We start from the raw sequence: 17130 nt of genomic DNA on the forward strand, positions 1-17130 counted from the left end.
CAGGTAAAAAGGCCGGCAGGTAAAAAGGCCGGCAGGCGAACCATAGATCAAAAACAGACAGGCGGGGTGGATATGAGAGAAATCACCAGATTACCGGCAGGAGAGCTGGAGCAGAAGGCTGAACGGGATGAGGGACGGATTGAACGGCTCCTTGGGGACGCAATCAAAAGGAGCGGCAGGAAGATCGTGGTGCTGGATGACGATCCCACCGGTGTCCAGACCGTTCATGACGTCTCGGTGTATACGGACTGGTCGGAGGAATCCGTGCTGCAGGGCTTTCAGGAGGAAGGGAACCTGTTCTATATTCTTACCAACTCCAGGGGCTTTACAGAGGACGAGACAAAAAAGGCCCACCAGGAGATTGCCGGAAATATAGTAAAGGCTGCCAGGAAAACAGGCCGGGATTTTCTCATTATGAGCCGCGGCGATTCCACACTCAGGGGACATTATCCCCTGGAGACCCAGGTGCTGCGGGATGTACTGAGCCGGGAAGGACAGCAGGAAACAGACGGCGAAGTCATCTGCCCCTTTTTCAAAGAGGGGGGACGCTTTACCATCGGAAACATCCACTATGTCAGATACGGCCGGGAACTGGTGCCTGCGGGGGAGACGGAATTTGCCGCCGACAGGACCTTTGGATATCGTTCTTCCAATCTGGCTGATTATGTGGAGGAGAAGACGAAAGGCGCCTATCCGGCTGGTGAAGTCATCTGCATCGGCCTGGACGACCTAAGACACGGCAGAGTGGATAAGGTGGCTGGACAGCTGATGGAGGTCAGGAACTTTAATAAGGTGATTGTGAACGCTGTGGACTACGGCGACTTAAAGGTCTTTGTCCTGGCTCTCTATGAGGCCATGGGGCAGGGAAAACGGTTCCTGTTCCGGACAGCAGCCTCCCTGGTAAAGGTGATGGGAGGCATCACGGACCAGCCCCTTCTTACCAGGGAGAAGATGGCGCTGCCGGAGAACGGACACGGTGGCGTCATCGTGGTGGGGTCACATACAGCCAAGACCACCAGACAGCTTATGGAGCTTAAAAAGGTACCCGGAATACGGTTCCTGGAATTCAATTCCGACCTGGTGTTAAATGACGCCGCATTCAGGGAAGAGACAGAGCGGACCCTGGAGCTGATTAGCCAGACCATAGCGGAGGGAAAGACGGCTGCGGTCTATACCAGAAGGAAACTGCTGGAATTTAAGGATGACACCAGGGAAGCCGCCCTTATGCGTTCCGTGAAGATATCGGAGGCAGTGCAGTCCCTGGTGGGGAACCTGAAGGTGGTACCCGCTTTTGTGGTAGCAAAAGGAGGCATCACTTCATCTGATGTGGGCACAAAGGCGCTCCGGGTGAAGCGGGCCACGGTAATGGGGCAGATATGTCCCGGCGTGCCGGTCTGGCAGACGGGGAAGGAGAGCCGGTTTCCGCATATTCCATATGTGATATTTCCGGGTAATGTGGGAGAGGATGCGACTCTCAGGGAGGCAGTGGAGATATTGCTGGGGCGATAAGCGGAATAAGATATACATAGTATAATGGAAAATGGGCTGTACCGTATTGTCTGTGACTGCGGTGCCGGCCCTTTTTCGTCTGCCTGCCGTTCAAACCGGGCATTTGTGCCTGCCGTTCAAACCGGACAGCAGATGCCTGGTTATCGCCGGATGCAGGACTCTTGACTTCCTGGGAAATCTGGTCTACTATTAAATGGAATTTCAGATTAGACTTGAGATTAGGAGAGACTGGTTCATGAATAAGAAAGAAGCAAATGAGATCAAAAAATTGTTTACACCTGCAGGCTGCGCCATCACCCGTATCTGCGGCTGCTATGTGGACGCGGAGAAAAATAAAAAGACGGAGCTTAAGGAGGCATTCCTCTCCCTCCAGGAGGAAGAGGCCTTTAAATATTTTACCATATTCAGAAACGCCCTTTCCGGGACCATCGAAAAGAATCTGATTAATATGGAGTTTCCTTTACATACGGAGGCAGAAGGAGGTACCCAGCATTTTCTCTTAAAGCTCAGGGACAGCCAGTTAAAGGATGACGCGATACTGGAGGAGTTCTATGACAAGGTCATTGCGGCATATGACTACGGCGAGAATTACTATATCATCCTTATCCACTGCGCCTACGATATCCCGGCCAAGGCAACGGACGGTACGGAGATGTTTGACGCGTCGGACTATGTATACGAATTCATACAGTGTACCATCTGTCCTGTCAAGCTTTCCAAGGCCGGATTGTGTTACAACAGCCTTACAAATACCATTGAAAACCGCGACAGGGACTGGCTGGTGGAAGCGCCCGTCCAGGGATTTCTGTTCCCTGCCTTTAACGACAGGAATACGGATATCCACAGCCTTTTGTACTATGCCAAGAATCCGGAAGAGCTGCCGGATACCCTGATCGACGAGCTGTTAGGCTGCGTGATTCCCATGTCTGCCAAAAGCCAGAAGGAGACGTTTCAGGCCATTGTGGAGGAGACGCTGGGTGAGAACTGCGATTTTGAGACAGTGAAGAACATCCATGAGAACCTGAGCGAGCTGGTGGAGGAGACAAAGGATGAGCCTGTCCCCCTGACCCTGGACAAGTATCAGGTGAAGAAGCTGTTAGAGACCAACGGCGCCACCCCTGAGAAGCTGGAGGAGTTTGAACAGAGGTATGCGCAAGTGGAGGACGGCCCCGGCACCAGCTTTGTGGCAGCCAATGTGGTCAACACCAGGAGCTTTGAAATCAAGACCCCGGACGTGAGCATCAAGGTATCACCAGATAAGACATATCTGGTGGAGAACCGGATGATTGAGGGACGGCCCTGTATTGTCATAGCCATCAATGAACATGTGGAGATTAACGGAATCACAGTACGCCCCGTGGCTGCGCCGAAAGGGGATGAGGATGAAAATGTACCTTTTTAGGACATGTCTGAACAGACAGGGATAGAGTCAGGAAAACAGAAAAGGCAGATTCAGAAGAGTCTGTCTTAAAAGAGAGTAAGGAATCACCATATGAATTTTGATTGTTTACAGACATTTATCGTTTTATCTCAATGTAAGAATTTTACCCGTGCTTCTGAAATTATGTATGTGGCACAATCCACAATTTCCAATCGAATCCGCCTTTTAGAGGAATATACAAAATGTCAATTGGTAATAAGAAATAAAACGGGAATTGAATTGACAGAGGAAGGAACACTGTTTCTGCAGTATGCAAAACAATTGCTCAACGTAGAAACAGTGGCTTTACGTGAAATACACATGCTGAATGTATACCAGGACCACTTGAATGTTGCATGTGCTCAATGGATTCATGATTGCTGGTTTGCGGATGATATGGTGCGCTACAGCAGAGATTTTCCGGACATAGCGGTGAATATGACTGTGGACCATGGAGAAACTTTGATTTCAATGATGCACACCAGTACGCTGGATTTGGCAATCACTGCCTATAACATAAACACAAATAGTCTGATAAGCCAGCTTTACAAAAAATCAAAGGTTGTCCTTGTGGGAAAAAGGGAGCAGTACTCCTGTTTGCAGAAAGGAATACGGGGGGAAGATTTGTTGAATCTTCCGTTGATATATTCTGATATATGGGACAATTATCTGTCAGATATTTCTGAGCACCTTCTGTTGGATGAAAGGATATACCGTATCCACTGCAATATGCTTGGAAGTGCGAAGAACTTTTGCATAGCAGGCCTGGGCTGCTGTTTCCTGCCGGCTGACCTTGTAAAACACGAGCTGGAGGCAGAGATTTTAGTGGAAATTCCGGTTGGAGAAATATCTGCACGGTATGTAAATTTGTATGTGACATATAACCGCGCCAGACTGGGGTCTGCGGCCATGAGATATTTTTTTGAATTATTTCCTCAGATGATTCCGAAATAGATCCTGCGGTAACTTATGTTCAGACAACAGAATAGGGATAGGATGTAAAGAACCTGCATAAGTAAGTCAGGTTCTTTTCTTATATAGCAAACAATTCGAAAAATAGATTATTTTAATCAATTTAATTCGTTGGACAAATATATAGAGGAGATCTTATAATCTACGTATCAAGTAAAAAATGGTTATTCGAAAGGAGAAAAAATGAGTAGTGTATCAACTAAAAAAGCACCGGCAGCAATTGGGCCATATTCACAGGGGATATCTGCCAATGGGTTTGTATTTGTTTCAGGACAGCTGCCAATCAATCCCTCAACAGGAACCATTGCGGAAGGAAGCATCAAAGACCGCACAATCCAGTCCATGATGAATATTGGGGAAATTTTGAAGGAGGCCGGAAGCGGTCTGGATAAGGTGGTAAAAACCACAATTTTTGTAACAAATCTTGAACTGTTTGGCGAAGTGAATGAGGCATATGGGACATTTTTTGGCGGGAATGCGCCTGCGCGTGCGTGCGTCCAGGTTGCGGCGCTTCCTAAAGGGGCAGATATTGAAATTGAGGCCATTGCAACCGTATAGCAGAGGGGAAATCAATGTATACAGGAAAATCAGTTTGTTTAAAATGTGGGCATGTATTTGAATCAGAACGTATTTATGAAGGCTGTTCTTATTGCAGGACAGAAACCTTTGTTTCCAACATAACACCTGTGTATGAACTCCCAAAAACAGATGGAAAAAAGGCAACATTTTTGAAGATGTTTCCAGGTAACAGCATGGAAACATATCGGGAACTGCTTCCATTTAAAGGAAATCAGCCCTTAGTTGACCTTGGAGTGGGAAACACAGCACTTACGAAGCTGCCGGCAATCGGAAAAGAACTGGGATTGGATCTATATATAAAAGACGAGACGAGAAATCCAACCTGGGGACATAAGGACCGTCTGAATGCAGTCTTGATAAATAAGGCAATGGAGCTGGGGGTGCCTGGCGTTGTGTACGCATCGACCGGAAATAATGGGGCATCCGGAGCAGCATTTGCAGCAAAGGCAGGAATGCCCTGTGTGATTCTGACAGTTAAAGGAGTCAATAAAACCCTGGAAACATTCATGCAGGTGTACGGGGCTAAATTAATTGGTGTAAAAACAGTATCTGAGAGATGGGAAGTACTGAAATATCTGGTAAACCAATGTGGATGGTATCCTGCCACAAATTATGTGGTTCCGATTGTGGGCAGCAATCCATGGGCTATCGAGGGCTATAAGCTGATTGCATATGAACTTTATAAGCAGATGGATGAGCTTCCGGATAAGATTGTTGTTCCCATTTGCTACGGAGATGCTTTGTTCGGAATCATGAAAGGCTTTTCAGAATTAAAGGAGATGGGATTTATTAACCATATTCCCCAGATGGTTTCGGTAGAAGACTATGGTCCGGTGGCCAAGGCATATAATTCCGGATGTGAAATGATTGAACCGGTAGAAGCATGGGATAGCGTGGCATCCTCCATATCCACCAAATGGGGCACATACCATTCACTTTACGCGCTCAGAAAATCAAGGGGATTGGCAATCGCCCTGGAGAAAAATGAGGACTTTTACCAGGCGCAGAGTGAGCTGGCACAAAAGGAAGGCGTTTACTGTGAATCGGCATCTGCGGCCTCGTACGCAGGGCTGAAAGAGCTGGTTGCCGGCGGGAAAATTAAAAAAGGCGAGAAGGTCGTACTTTTAATTACGGCCAGCGGTGTCAAAGACACAAAGGTCACTTCCTCTTATTTGCCTGAATTCCCGGAGAGTATAACAGGATTGGATGGGGCTTTGGATATTTTGGAGAAACAATATCAAATGAAAGTTCGTTGACTTAAGGGATATTAATTATGATGTATACACAGATGGATATAGACCTGGATGTAATTGCTGAAAATTACAAAAAAGTATCTGATAGGCTTCCGGAAGAGACGGGAATTATAGCAGTGGTTAAAGCGGATGCATATGGTTTGGGGGCTGTCCCCATAGCAAAAAAACTGGAGAAAGCCGGTTGTCCCATGTTTGCAGTCACTTTTATGGAAGAAGCTGTAAAGCTGAGAGAGGCTGGAATTAAAGCTCCGATTCTGGTGATGATGCCGGCAGAAAGTAAGGAATTACTAATTGCCGGAAAACATAAGCTCATAATTACAATAACGGATTATGAAATGGCAAAACAGATATCAGATGAACTTGTAAAACAGTCATACAGCCTGCCGGCGCATTTGAAAGTTGATTGCGGACTGAGCCGGATGGGCATTGTACTTAAAGACCGGTTGGAAGAAGCTGCTGAGGAAGCGGCGAAAATACATGCATTACCCAATCTGAACACAGAGGCCGTTTTCTCTCATCTCACGGCAGCCGGTACAGAGGGAGCATACGCGGCACTGGATTTAGCAGAGCAGCAAAGATTCTTTGAACTCATAAAGATGTTAAAGAAAAAGAATATCTCCATAAAGACACATTTAATGAGTTCAGACCCATATATCTGGTATCCTCAAACGCCAGGTGATTACATCCGGGTGGGGTCCATTCTGTATGGTATTTGTCCTGAACGGTATTCCTGCTGCGGCATCAAAAACTGTATGTCAATGAATACATATATTGTGCAGATAAAATGGATACCCAGAGATACGGAAGTCAGCTATGGTCCTTTATATAGGACGGTCAGGAGAACGAAGATTGCCGTTGTACCGGTAGGGTTTGCAGATGGAATCCGGCGTGCCTTATCTAACAAAGGGGAAATGCTGATCCACGGTAAACGGGTACCTATCATAGGAAAGATATGCTGCGATCACACAATCCTGGATGTGACTGATATAGAAGAAGTAAAAGTGGGGGATGAGGTTACGATTTTTGGAAGGAACGGAGAAGAATCACAGACAGCAGGAGATTATGCAGAGCTGTGCAATGCGTCGGCTCCTGAAACAACTGTTATATTTTCAGCTCGTATACCAAGAAATTATCTAAATATGTAGAAGTGAAATGGGGGAAGCAAATGAAAGACAGGAATATAGACAGCAAAAAAAGAAAAATGTCTCTGGTACCTGCAATTATTGTGTTTGTGGTGATTTGCGCGGCGATTGCAGTCCAAAAAGTAATATTTGATGGTGATATGGGAGCCATGTTTTTAATGCTCTGGGTGGTCCTGATTCCGTTTGGAATGTTTTACGGATTTAAGGCATCTGAACTTGAAGACATTGCGGTTAAATTTACGGCCAAATCGCTTCCGGCTGTTTTTATCATGCTGTCCGTCGGGGCATTGATTGGTACATGGATTGCGGCAGGAACAACGCCGGCAGTTATTTATTATGGTATTAAATTCATTAATCCTAAATTTTTTCTCGTAACGGCAATTATTTTATGCTCTATCATATCACTGCTTAGCGGTACCTCCCTTGGCTCTGTAGGAACCGCGGGGGTTGCAATGATGGGCATTGGAAACAGCCTTGGCATTCCGGCGCCTGTCACAGCAGGCGCATGTATCTGCGGCGCTTTTTTTGGCGACAAAATGTCTCCCATGTCAGATACCACCATCTTGGCTTCCTCAATATGCGGAGTCAATATTTTTAAACATATCAGACATATGGTATATGACCAGGTGCCATCCTATTTAATCACATTGATATTCTTTTTTGTGCTGGGATTTAAATATGGAGGAAACATTGATTCGCCGGAAGTAAACGCCATGATGGAAGGTCTTCAGGGAAACTTTAAGCTGGGTATTATGGCATTTTTACCATTACTTGTGACCATTGTTCTGCTGCTTAAGAAGGTATCGGCCACCTTATGTATCATTATCGGGTCGGTTATGGGGATTGCAGTGGCTGTTTTTTATCAGGGAATGGATGTGGCGGCTGCATTCAATACATTTTACAGCGGGTTTACACTTGAAACAGAGAATGAGATGCTGTTTACGCTGCTGAACCGCGGAGGTATTTCAAGCATGTGGAGTCTGGTTGGAGTTACATTGTTTGGATTTACGGTAGCTGGTATGCTGGACCATATGGATGTTCTGAAATGCATCGCAGATTCCACAGTAAAACATATACATGGTACAGCGGGCGTTACCTTCCTGACTATATTGTTTGGATTTGTCGGAAATGCTGTTGCAATGAGCCAAAACTTTGCCATCGTAATGTCCGGAACCCTTATGGCTCCTTTGTATAAGCGGTATAATATGCTTCCAAAAAATTGTTCCCGTGATTTGGAAGCAGGGGGAACATACGGAGCATTATTCATCCCATGGAACACAAATGCATTATTCTGCGCCGGCGCACTGGGTGTATCTGTATTGTCGTTTATTCCATATATTCCGCTGCTTTACATTACGCCGGTTGTAGTCATTATATATTCAATCACTAAATTCCATATTGATAAAATATATGAGGATGAGGATTTTGTGGATGTCAGCGAACGGCTTGAAAAGGACCATGATAAACAGAACGTGATGGGTGAACTTTAGTTAAGGGGCAGGAATATGTCATGTGAGCATATCAATATAACCTGAAAACTGACAGAAGAGTGTTTCAAAGTATACAAAAAAATCCAGACAGAGGCCAGAGACGGCCGCTGTCTGGATTTTTGTATTAAGAAAGATTCCTGTCTGGGCAGTTTTCTGCCCCTGGGCCAGGGCGCTATAACGGCATGATTTTCCTGCCGATACAGTGTCCGGACCGCTGTTTCAGGCATCAGATACGCTCTGCATTATCGCGCATGAATTTGAATTCCGCCACGGAGCGGTCAAAGGTCTGGATGTGGTAGTACAGCCAGTCCCTGACTTTCTCGGAGACCTTTTCCACGAATGCGTCTGTGGGGCCTTCTTCCTCTGTCAGCATCTCATGAAGCTCCTGGACAGTCCTTCTCAGCTCCTCATGCTTTTCCTTGTGCTCTTTGATGCCTGGATAATTTATGGATTCCTGGAGAGCTTCCTCTTCATTAAAATGATACTCGGTATAATCTGCCAGAAAGTTTAACATCCTGGCTGCACCGCTCTGGTTGGAGCGCTCCTCACAGCTCTTTAATAAATCATTGATCTTGCAAATCAGCTCCTTGTGCTGGGTATCAATCATCTCATTGCCTGTTACCAGGTCGTCTGTAAATTCTGCGTACATAGTCCAATACCTCCTGAATGTTTGATATATATAATAAATGTCCGATATATATAATTTAGCACATATAATGAGAAAATACTATGACTTTTGCAACAAGAAGAACAAATTACTGAATTCGTGGAAGAATTCATCAGGATTGAAACCTGTTCAGCTATATCTTCGACTCTCCGAATACACTTAATGTAGGGGTGGTTATACGTGTAAGAAGTTGTCTGGACAAAAAAGTCAATAGTTGATATAATGACCATGTACGCGTGGCAATCATAAGATAATGGGAGGATGAAGATACAGATGAGTCGGACAATTAGTGCAGGTTATGTATATCGTCAATATTCTACCGAAGGTGTTTATATTGCGGATTATAAAAGCTCCAGGGCTGCCCATGAGGCAACAGGAGTTTCCATTGGTTCCATCGCAAGAGCTGCTCATGGTGAACGCAGGACCGGAGGCGGTTATGTCTGGAGAAAAGTACTGGCGGATTCGCCAAAGGAAAGTATTGAGATAGATTTGATTAGTAAAATCGGCAACCATGATAAACGTCCTCTGGTCCAGAAAAATCTGGATGGAGAAATCGTTGGGGAATTCCTTTCCATTGCCCATGCCAGCCGGAGTCTTAAAATCAGCCGGAGAAGCCTTTCATGTGCGCTCAGCGGTGCCCAGAAGACGGCAGGAGGCTACATATGGGAAGAGAAGATGGAAGATGATATGCAGGTTCAGGAGCAGTAAGGCCTCTGCATTATAATAGTTATAGAAGAAACAGGATTAAAAACAGTCCGTGCAGTGGGGACTGTTTTTTTGTTTTGGCAGACAGTATGGCGGTATGTTCGGAAAGTCTGTAAATAAAAGAAAAAAACGCAGAAATTTGATTATATTTGCAAGATATTTCTGGAAATTTGCATGAGTTTATAGTACAATAATGAATAAGAGGGGTTGTATCCCTAAGACAGAGGAGGACGCTGTATGAAACGTGACGATTTGGTTTGGAGTGACCGGAAAAGGAACTGGCTGGGGCTGCCATGGACATTTACTGTATATGGACTGACAGAGGACCGGCTGTTCATTAAGACAGGGGTCCTTAACATACATGAAGATGAGGTGCGCCTGTACCGGATACTGGATCTGTCCCTGAGGAAAACCCTGTGGCAGAGGATGGTGGGATTGGGCACCATCCATGTGGACAGCAGCGATAAGACCATGAAGGCCTTTGACATCAGCAATATAAGAAATTGTGAGGATGTGAAGGAGCAGCTGTCCCGGCTGGTGGAGCAGGAGAGGGATAATAAGAGGGTATCGTCCAGGGAATTCATCGGAGGATACGGGGACGATGAAGACCATGGGTTTGATGAGGAGGACAGTCCTTATTAGAATGTAATCCATGTTATTTTATTATAAGAAAGGGGACTTTGTATGGGGAAAAAACGCAATATCATAGTGGGACAGTCAGGGGGACCTACCTCGGTTATTAATTCCAGCCTGGCAGGGGTCTATAAGACGGCGAAGGAGAGAGGCTTCCACAAAGTATACGGCATGCTCCACGGCATTGAGGGTCTGCTGGATGAGATGTATGTGGATCTGTCCACGCAAATCCATTCAGACATGGATATTGAGCTTCTAAAGAGGACGCCGTCTGCATTCCTGGGTTCCTGCCGTTATAAGCTGCCGGATATCCATGAGAATCCTGCATTTTATGAAAAAATATTTGCCATACTGGATAAGCTGGATATTGAGGTCTTTATCTATATCGGAGGCAATGATTCCATGGATACCATCAAGAAGCTGTCTGATTATGCCATTGTCAAGGGACATGGCCAGAAGTTCCTGGGTGTTCCCAAAACCATTGACAATGACCTGGCCCTTACGGACCATACGCCTGGTTTCGGAAGCGCGGCAAAGTACATAGCCACCTCCACCAAGGAAGTGATCCGGGATGCCATGGGCTTATCCTACCGCCGCAAGACCATTACCATTATGGAGTGCATGGGAAGGAACGCGGGCTGGCTCACCGGCTCCACGGCCCTGGCCAGGACAGAGGACTGCTGCGGACCGGATTTGATTTATCTTCCGGAGATCCCCTTTGACATTGATAAATTCCTTAAAAAATGTAAGGATCTGATTCAGAAGAAGCCGTCCATTGTCATTGCTGTGTCCGAGGGAATCAAGGTGCCGGACGGACGGTATGTATGCCAGCTGTCAGGAGGCAGCGATTACGTGGACGCCTTCGGACACAAGCAGCTGGCCGGGACAGCGGATTACCTGGCAGGTTTCCTGGCAGGTGAGCTGGGGTGCAAGACCAGGTCCGTGGAACTGTCCACCCTGCAGAGGAGCGCTTCCCATGTGGCTTCAAGGGTGGATATCAACGAGGCGTTCATGGTAGGAGGCGCGGCTGTCAAGGCGGCGGACGAGGGGGATACAGGCAAGATGGTGGTCATTGACCGGGTTTCCGACGACCCCTATATGAGCGCAGCCGGCATATATGACGTACACAAGATTGCCAATAATGAGAAGACAGTTCCCAGAAGCTGGGTCAACAAGGATGGAAGTTATGTGACCCAGGAATTTGTCAATTATGTGGAGCCTTTAATCCAGGGAGACTACCAGCCGTTTATGGTAAACGGCCTTCCCCAGCACCTTGTTCTTAAGCGGTAGAAGGCAGAGGGGGCTTATATTTTCTATGAAACAGTTAAAAATCACATAAAAAATACCTGCTGCAACGGAAAAGAATCAGGGCGGTTCCCGGAAAAATGGGGAACTGCCCTTAAGTTTTGATAAAGTAAAAGAGTCCAAAAGGCAAATAATGGGATAATTGCACAACGAAAACTTGTATTTTTTCAAGTACAAGACATGAAAAGAAATTTGACAATTGAATATAATAGTGATATATATATTTCAACCACTTTCAATTGGTATCTGTTGGACGGTTCCTTCCTGTAACCTGACAGGACAGGGATGTCACAAAAAAGGAGTTTTGACTATGAAAGAAAAGAAAATCATGTTACCGACAATGGCTGAGGCAAAGAGGTTCGTTGATGAAGCTACGAAGTGTGACTTTGATATTGATGTATTCTATAATCGTGTAACCATTGATGCAAAGTCCATTCTCGGGGTGCTGAGCCTGGACCTGACCCGGATTCTGACCGTTCAGTTTAACGGTGAGAACCAGGGATTTGAGGAGTATCTGGAAACTATTTCCCCGGAAGCCAATGCAAGCGCTGCCTGATAGGGGCGCGGATTAAGAGGCGGATTGCGAACACCTGTTTGCAATCCGCCTCTTTTTATGGTATGATATCCTATATCATATATGGAGTGGACAGGGGAGGAAGAAAGAGTTGGGGAATCATTCGCAGCCCCAGATACGCATTTCGGTGCGGAACCTGGTGGAGTTTGTAATGAGAAGCGGGGATCTGGACAACCGGAGGACAGCTGGGGCCAAGAAGGAGGCCATGCAGGCTGGCAGCAGACTGCACCGGAAGATTCAGAAACGTATGGGAACCTCCTACCGTTCCGAAGTGATGCTGCGGCATCAGGTACAGGAGGACATGTTTGATATCCTGGTGGAGGGAAGAGCGGACGGAATCATCACCGAGCCTGCCGGAGTCACCATTGATGAGATTAAGTGCATCTATATGGATGTATCCAGGCTGGAAGAACCGGATCCGGTCCACCTGGCACAGGCTCTGTGCTACGGCTGGTTTTACAGCACCCAGAATGAGCTGGAAACCATCGGCATCCAGATTACCTACTGTAACATAGAGACAGAAGAAATCCGCCGGTTTAAGGAGGCCAGGAGCTTTGAGGAGCTGAAGGCATGGTTTGAGGGGCTGATTCATGAGTATGTCAAATGGGCCAGATATCTGTACCACCATGGGATCCGCCGCCAGGAGTGCTTAAAGGAACTGCCTTTTCCTTATCCCTACAGGGAAGGGCAGAAGGAGCTGGCCGGGAATGTGTACCGCTCCATTGCCAGAAAACGCAACCTGTTCATCCAGGCGCCTACCGGGGTGGGAAAGACCCTGTCCACCATCTACCCCAGTCTGAAGGCCATGGGCGAGGGCCACGGAGAGAAGCTGTTTTACCTGACTGCCAAGACCATTACCAGGAGCGTGGCGGAGGAAGCCTTTTCCATTTTAAGGCGGGAGGGGAATCTCTATTTTAATACGGTTACCATCACAGCAAAGGAAAAGCTCTGCGTCATGGAAAAGCCGGACTGCAATCCCCAGGCATGTCCCAGGGCCAAGGGCCACTACGACCGGGTCAATGACGCTGTCTACGAAATCATCCAGGAGGTGGACGGCATCACCAGGGACAAGGTGCTGGAGTATGCCGAAAGATTTAAGATATGTCCCTTTGAATTCTGTCTGGATATCAGCAACTGGGTGGACGGCATCATATGCGATTACAATTATGTCTTTGATCCCAATGTAAAGCTGAAGCGGTATTTTGACCAGGGGGAGCCGGGCCAGGGGTACCTGTTTCTGGTGGATGAGGCCCATAATCTGGTGCCCAGGGCCAGGGAGATGTACAGCGCCAGCCTTATAAAGGAGGATGTGCTTCTGACAAAACGCATTTTAAAGACACAGCCCGGAGCGGCAAAGGTCATTGCCCAGCTGGATAAGTGCAACCAGCGGTTCCTGGAATTAAAGCGTTCCTACGGCGGGGATGAGGGAGAGCGCAGGACCGTGCTGGGGAGCACCTACGAGCTGCTGCCGGATGTGAATGTTCTGGCCCTGAACCTGATGACCATGTTCGGGGAGCTGGAAACCTTTATGAATGAAAACATAGAATTTCCCGATCGGGACCTGGTGCTGGAGTTCTACTTTGCAGTCCGGGATTTTCTGTATGTGTATGACAGGCTGGACGAGAGCTACAGGATATATGACCAGATTCTCGCGGACGGCAGTTTTATGGTAAAGCTGCTGTGCATTAACCCGGCCGTGAACCTGAAGGAGTGCCTGAACAAGGGCGTCAGCACCCTGTTTTTCTCGGCCACCCTGCTACCCATCCAGTACTATAAGGAACTTTTAAGCGGCAGCCAGGAGGAATACGCTGTCTATGCAAAGTCTCCTTTTCCAGAGGAAAACCGCATGGTGCTGGCTGCCAGTGATGTCAGCAGCCGTTACAGCCGCAGGGGGCCTTCCGAGTATGAGAAGATTGTGGACTATATATGCCGGGTGGTGGAGGGAAAAAAAGGAAATTATATGGTATTCTGTCCTTCCTACCAGTATCTCCATGCCATAGAGGATATTCTGGCTGCCAGGGAGGCGTCGGGAGCCCTTTCTTTTATCTGGAACGCCCAGACAAACCATATGACTGAGGAGGACAGAGAGACATTTCTGCATAGCTTTGAGGAGGAGCGGGATTGCTCCATGGCAGCCTTATGCGTCATGGGAGGGATATTTTCGGAGGGAATCGACCTAAAAGAAGAGCGCCTTATCGGCGCTGTGATTATTGGAACCGGTCTGCCCCAGGTGAACACGGAGCAGGAGATTCTAAAGGAATATTTTGATGAACATGGGGAACACGGCTTTGACTACGCATACCAGTATCCGGGTATGAACAAGGTGATGCAGGCAGCCGGCCGGGTCATAAGGACTGTCCATGACAGGGGAATCATCGCCCTGTTAGACGACCGGTTCCTCCGCCCGGAGTACGTGGCCCTGTTCCCAAGGGAATGGGGGACCTACACCGTGGTCAACCGATACAACGTGGACCAGGCTGTGAGGGCGTTTTGGGACGGGGCGGTATAGCCGGCCTTGGCGGTATCCCTGGGGACCATGGCAGACGGCTGTTTCCTATAACATATCCATGAACTGTCTGGCTGCCTGGGATACGGGAAGACTTTCGTTGTAGGCCACCATCATCTGGCGGGAGGGGAGCTGTTCCTTCAAATCCAGGATGAACAGGTCCTCGTCATTTTTAGGGATACAGAAGTCAGGGACAAAGGCAATTCCCAGGCCAATGCGGGCCAGGTCGATGAGCAGGTCGTTGCTGGACAATTCGATTTCCGGCACCAGGTCCAGCTGGCTTTTCTGGAATACCTGATGAAGGAATTCGCTGGTGGTGCTCTTGCGGTCCAGCATCATAATGGGATACCGCAGCAGCTCCTCCAGGGCCAGTTTAGATCCCTTCAGGGGAAATGCGCTGCGGCTGGCCACGAACACATCATGGAATTCATTGATAACCCTGGTATTCATGCTGCCGGCCAGGGCGGAATTAGGATAGTTTGCAATGATGAAGTCGGCCTGCCCGTTTTCCAGGAACCTTGCACATTCAATGGAGGTCTGGTTAATGACCTTGATATGGATGTTTGGAAATTCCTTGTGGAAGCGGTTCAGATAGGGGACCAGGTAGTAACGGCATATGGTGTCGCTGGCTCCGATACGCAGCTGTCCGCCGTTTAGGGTATGGGCCTCCAGCAGCTGGTTCTCTCCCTTTTTTATGAGATTCATGGCAGGTTCAATATGTTTTAACAGAATCTCCCCTTCCGGGGTGAGCTGTACTTTTTTTGTGCTTCGGATGAACAGGGGCTGGTTAAGCTTTTTCTCCAGGACTTTAATGGACTGGCTTACGGCAGACTGGGAGATAAAGAGCTGCTTGGAAGCCTCGGAAAAGCTCAGCGTCACCGCTACATGGTAAAATACCTTATAAAGTTCATAGTTAATATCCATTATTAAGTCCTCCTTATAAACTAAGCATATCTTATCACGATTGCCGGGACTTTGTAAAGAGGGAAACTTGACTTATGGTCTGCCATGGATTATCCTATTAAGGATTATAAAAGGAACATGAAATTCTGGAGAGTTGAAAGGATAGAAGCATGATGGAACACGATTTTTTTGATATGTATTTGGAAGAGATGAGAAGCATTACACCGCTTGAAAGGGATGAAATGGTTTCTGTCCTTGAGGGAACAGCCAGGGGCGACGCAGGGGCCCGCAGCCGCCTGGTGGAGGGCTGCCTGGGGGAAGTGCTGGAGATGGTGAGGGAATACGGGGACAGCGAGCTTCCCTTATCAGATTTGGTCCAGGAGGCCAATACAGCCCTGATGCTGGCCGCCATAGAGTACGATGGCAGCGAACCCTGGAATGAACTTATGACACGCCGGGTAAAGGAAAGCGTGGAGCTGGCCCTGGAGGAGCAGAGAACGGAGAACCAGATTGAGGAAACCATGGCTGCCAGGGTCAATGTGCTTCAGACCGTGTCCCAGGTGCTGGCAAAGGAGCTTGGCAGGGAGGCGACCCTGGAGGAGCTTTCCGCTAAAATGAAGATGAGTGAGGATGAGGTCAGGGACATCATGAAGCTGGCCCTGGATGCGCTGACCGTCAATGGAGAAGGCCAGGCGGCGGCTTCCGGCCAGGATGAGGAAGAAAGCCCAAATCCTGTGAGAAACGGCTGGAATTTGGAGGAAGGCCTGTAGGACGCAGGATGGCAGGAGGTAAAAACAGATGAAACTCTATATCATACGCCATGGACAGACCGACTGGAATGTACAGGGAAGGATACAGGGAAGGCAGGATATCCCGTTAAACGCAGCCGGCCGCAGCCAGGCTCAGATGCTGGCAAAGGGAATGGAGAAACGGCCTGTGACAGCCATTTACTCCAGCCCCCAGCTGCGGGCCATGGAGACTGCAATGGCCCTTGCCGGGAACCAGGGGGTGGAGGTCATACCCCTGCCGGAGCTGGTGGAGATTGGATACGGCGACTGGGAGGGAAGGACTGCTTCGGATATATTGACAAAGGAACGAAAGCTGTATGAAGAATGGTGGCAGCATCCGGCCACGGTGGCGCCTCCCGGCGGAGAGACACTGAACCAGGTGGATGCCAGGTGCAAAAAAGCCTGGGAGCGGATAAAGGGGGAGATAAAAGGGGACACGGCTGTGGTGGCCCACGGGGGAACGCTGGCCCATTTTATTGTCCATCTTCTGGAGGGCCAGCCGGATGCAGCTGAAATTGTTGTGGGAAATGCCAGCATCACCACCATAGAGTATGACCCGGTTACCGGACAGTGCAGTCTGGAAGGGTTAAATGACTGCAGCCATTTATTGTGAAAACATTGACATAATTTTTAGGGGAACAATGTTCAAAACACTTGCGTTCCATGGGGGAATATATTAAAATG

The 17130-nt window shown here is 47.9% G+C and carries 16 protein-coding genes and 1 pseudogene; 15 read left to right on the plus strand and 2 right to left on the minus strand.

Going from position 1 to position 17130, the window contains the following annotated elements; genetic code table 11:
- The first annotated feature begins 72 nt into the window (after window positions 1–72).
- The 8 genes and pseudogenes from CGC65_RS12670 to nhaC all read left to right on the plus strand — a co-directional run bounded on the left by CGC65_RS12670 (window position 73) and on the right by nhaC (window position 8365).
- A complete protein-coding gene (locus CGC65_RS12670) occupies window positions 73–1509 on the plus strand; it encodes a four-carbon acid sugar kinase family protein (RefSeq protein ID WP_002567248.1) in 1437 nt (478 codons plus the stop codon).
- A 235-nt stretch (window positions 1510–1744) separates the two neighbouring features.
- Window positions 1745–2911, plus strand: a complete 1167-nt coding sequence (locus tag CGC65_RS12675) for a DUF4317 domain-containing protein (RefSeq protein ID WP_002567249.1) — start codon at window positions 1745–1747, stop codon at window positions 2909–2911.
- A 90-nt stretch (window positions 2912–3001) separates the two neighbouring features.
- A pseudogene (locus CGC65_RS32530) lies at window positions 3002–3172 on the plus strand (LysR family transcriptional regulator); the annotation flags it as partial.
- Window positions 3173–3250: 78 nt separating this feature from the next.
- Complete coding sequence (locus CGC65_RS12680; RefSeq protein WP_227178264.1) at window positions 3251–3883, plus strand: substrate-binding domain-containing protein; 633 nt, start codon at window positions 3251–3253, stop codon at window positions 3881–3883.
- Between the two features lie 201 nt (window positions 3884–4084).
- Entirely contained in the window at window positions 4085–4459 is a 375-nt protein-coding gene (locus CGC65_RS12685; protein WP_002567251.1) for a RidA family protein, read from the plus strand.
- 194 nt (window positions 4460–4653) lie between these two features.
- On the plus strand, window positions 4654–5736 hold the full coding sequence (locus tag CGC65_RS12690) for a threonine synthase (protein ID WP_227126518.1): 1083 nt from the start codon (window positions 4654–4656) through the stop codon (window positions 5734–5736).
- A gap of 17 nt (window positions 5737–5753) precedes the next feature.
- The gene (gene alr, locus CGC65_RS12695) at window positions 5754–6878 is read left to right on the plus strand and encodes an alanine racemase (RefSeq protein ID WP_002567253.1); all 1125 of its coding nucleotides are present in this window, start codon (window positions 5754–5756) and stop codon (window positions 6876–6878) included.
- A 20-nt stretch (window positions 6879–6898) separates the two neighbouring features.
- Window positions 6899–8365, plus strand: a complete 1467-nt coding sequence (nhaC, locus tag CGC65_RS12700) for a Na+/H+ antiporter NhaC (protein WP_039896948.1) — start codon at window positions 6899–6901, stop codon at window positions 8363–8365.
- Window positions 8366–8591: 226 nt separating this feature from the next.
- Here the strand turns inward: nhaC and CGC65_RS12710 are convergent, their stop codons facing one another.
- Window positions 8592–9014, minus strand: a complete 423-nt coding sequence (locus CGC65_RS12710; protein WP_002567255.1) for a bacteriohemerythrin — start codon at window positions 9012–9014, stop codon at window positions 8592–8594.
- Between the two features lie 291 nt (window positions 9015–9305).
- On the opposite strand from CGC65_RS12710, the gene CGC65_RS12715 reads away from it, so the two are divergent.
- From CGC65_RS12715 to CGC65_RS12735, 5 genes are all read left to right on the plus strand, one after another.
- Window positions 9306–9740 (plus strand): NUMOD1 domain-containing DNA-binding protein, encoded by a 435-nt coding sequence (locus tag CGC65_RS12715; RefSeq protein ID WP_002567256.1) that lies wholly within the window; start codon window positions 9306–9308, stop codon window positions 9738–9740.
- A 234-nt stretch (window positions 9741–9974) separates the two neighbouring features.
- Complete coding sequence (locus CGC65_RS12720; protein WP_002567257.1) at window positions 9975–10379, plus strand: PH domain-containing protein; 405 nt, start codon at window positions 9975–9977, stop codon at window positions 10377–10379.
- A gap of 42 nt (window positions 10380–10421) precedes the next feature.
- On the plus strand, window positions 10422–11660 hold the full coding sequence (locus CGC65_RS12725; protein ID WP_002567258.1) for a 6-phosphofructokinase: 1239 nt from the start codon (window positions 10422–10424) through the stop codon (window positions 11658–11660).
- 325 nt (window positions 11661–11985) lie between these two features.
- A complete protein-coding gene (locus CGC65_RS12730; protein ID WP_002567259.1) occupies window positions 11986–12231 on the plus strand; it encodes an HPr family phosphocarrier protein in 246 nt (81 codons plus the stop codon).
- Window positions 12232–12340: 109 nt separating this feature from the next.
- Window positions 12341–14758: an ATP-dependent DNA helicase gene (locus tag CGC65_RS12735; protein WP_002567260.1), complete on the plus strand. Its 2418-nt coding sequence runs from the start codon at window positions 12341–12343 to the stop codon at window positions 14756–14758.
- A 45-nt stretch (window positions 14759–14803) separates the two neighbouring features.
- Here the strand turns inward: CGC65_RS12735 and CGC65_RS12740 are convergent, their stop codons facing one another.
- A complete protein-coding gene (locus CGC65_RS12740) occupies window positions 14804–15679 on the minus strand; it encodes a LysR family transcriptional regulator (RefSeq protein ID WP_002567261.1) in 876 nt (291 codons plus the stop codon).
- A 152-nt stretch (window positions 15680–15831) separates the two neighbouring features.
- Between CGC65_RS12740 and CGC65_RS12745 the strand changes: the two genes are divergently transcribed.
- Together CGC65_RS12745 and CGC65_RS12750 are read left to right on the plus strand one after the other, a co-directional pair.
- Entirely contained in the window at window positions 15832–16428 is a 597-nt protein-coding gene (locus tag CGC65_RS12745) for a sigma-70 domain-containing protein (protein ID WP_002567262.1), read from the plus strand.
- Between the two features lie 28 nt (window positions 16429–16456).
- A complete protein-coding gene (locus CGC65_RS12750) occupies window positions 16457–17059 on the plus strand; it encodes a histidine phosphatase family protein (protein WP_002567263.1) in 603 nt (200 codons plus the stop codon).
- Window positions 17060–17130: the final 71 nt, after the last annotated feature.

The organism is Enterocloster bolteae (assembly GCF_002234575.2).
GTDB classification, from domain to species: domain Bacteria; phylum Bacillota; class Clostridia; order Lachnospirales; family Lachnospiraceae; genus Enterocloster; species Enterocloster bolteae.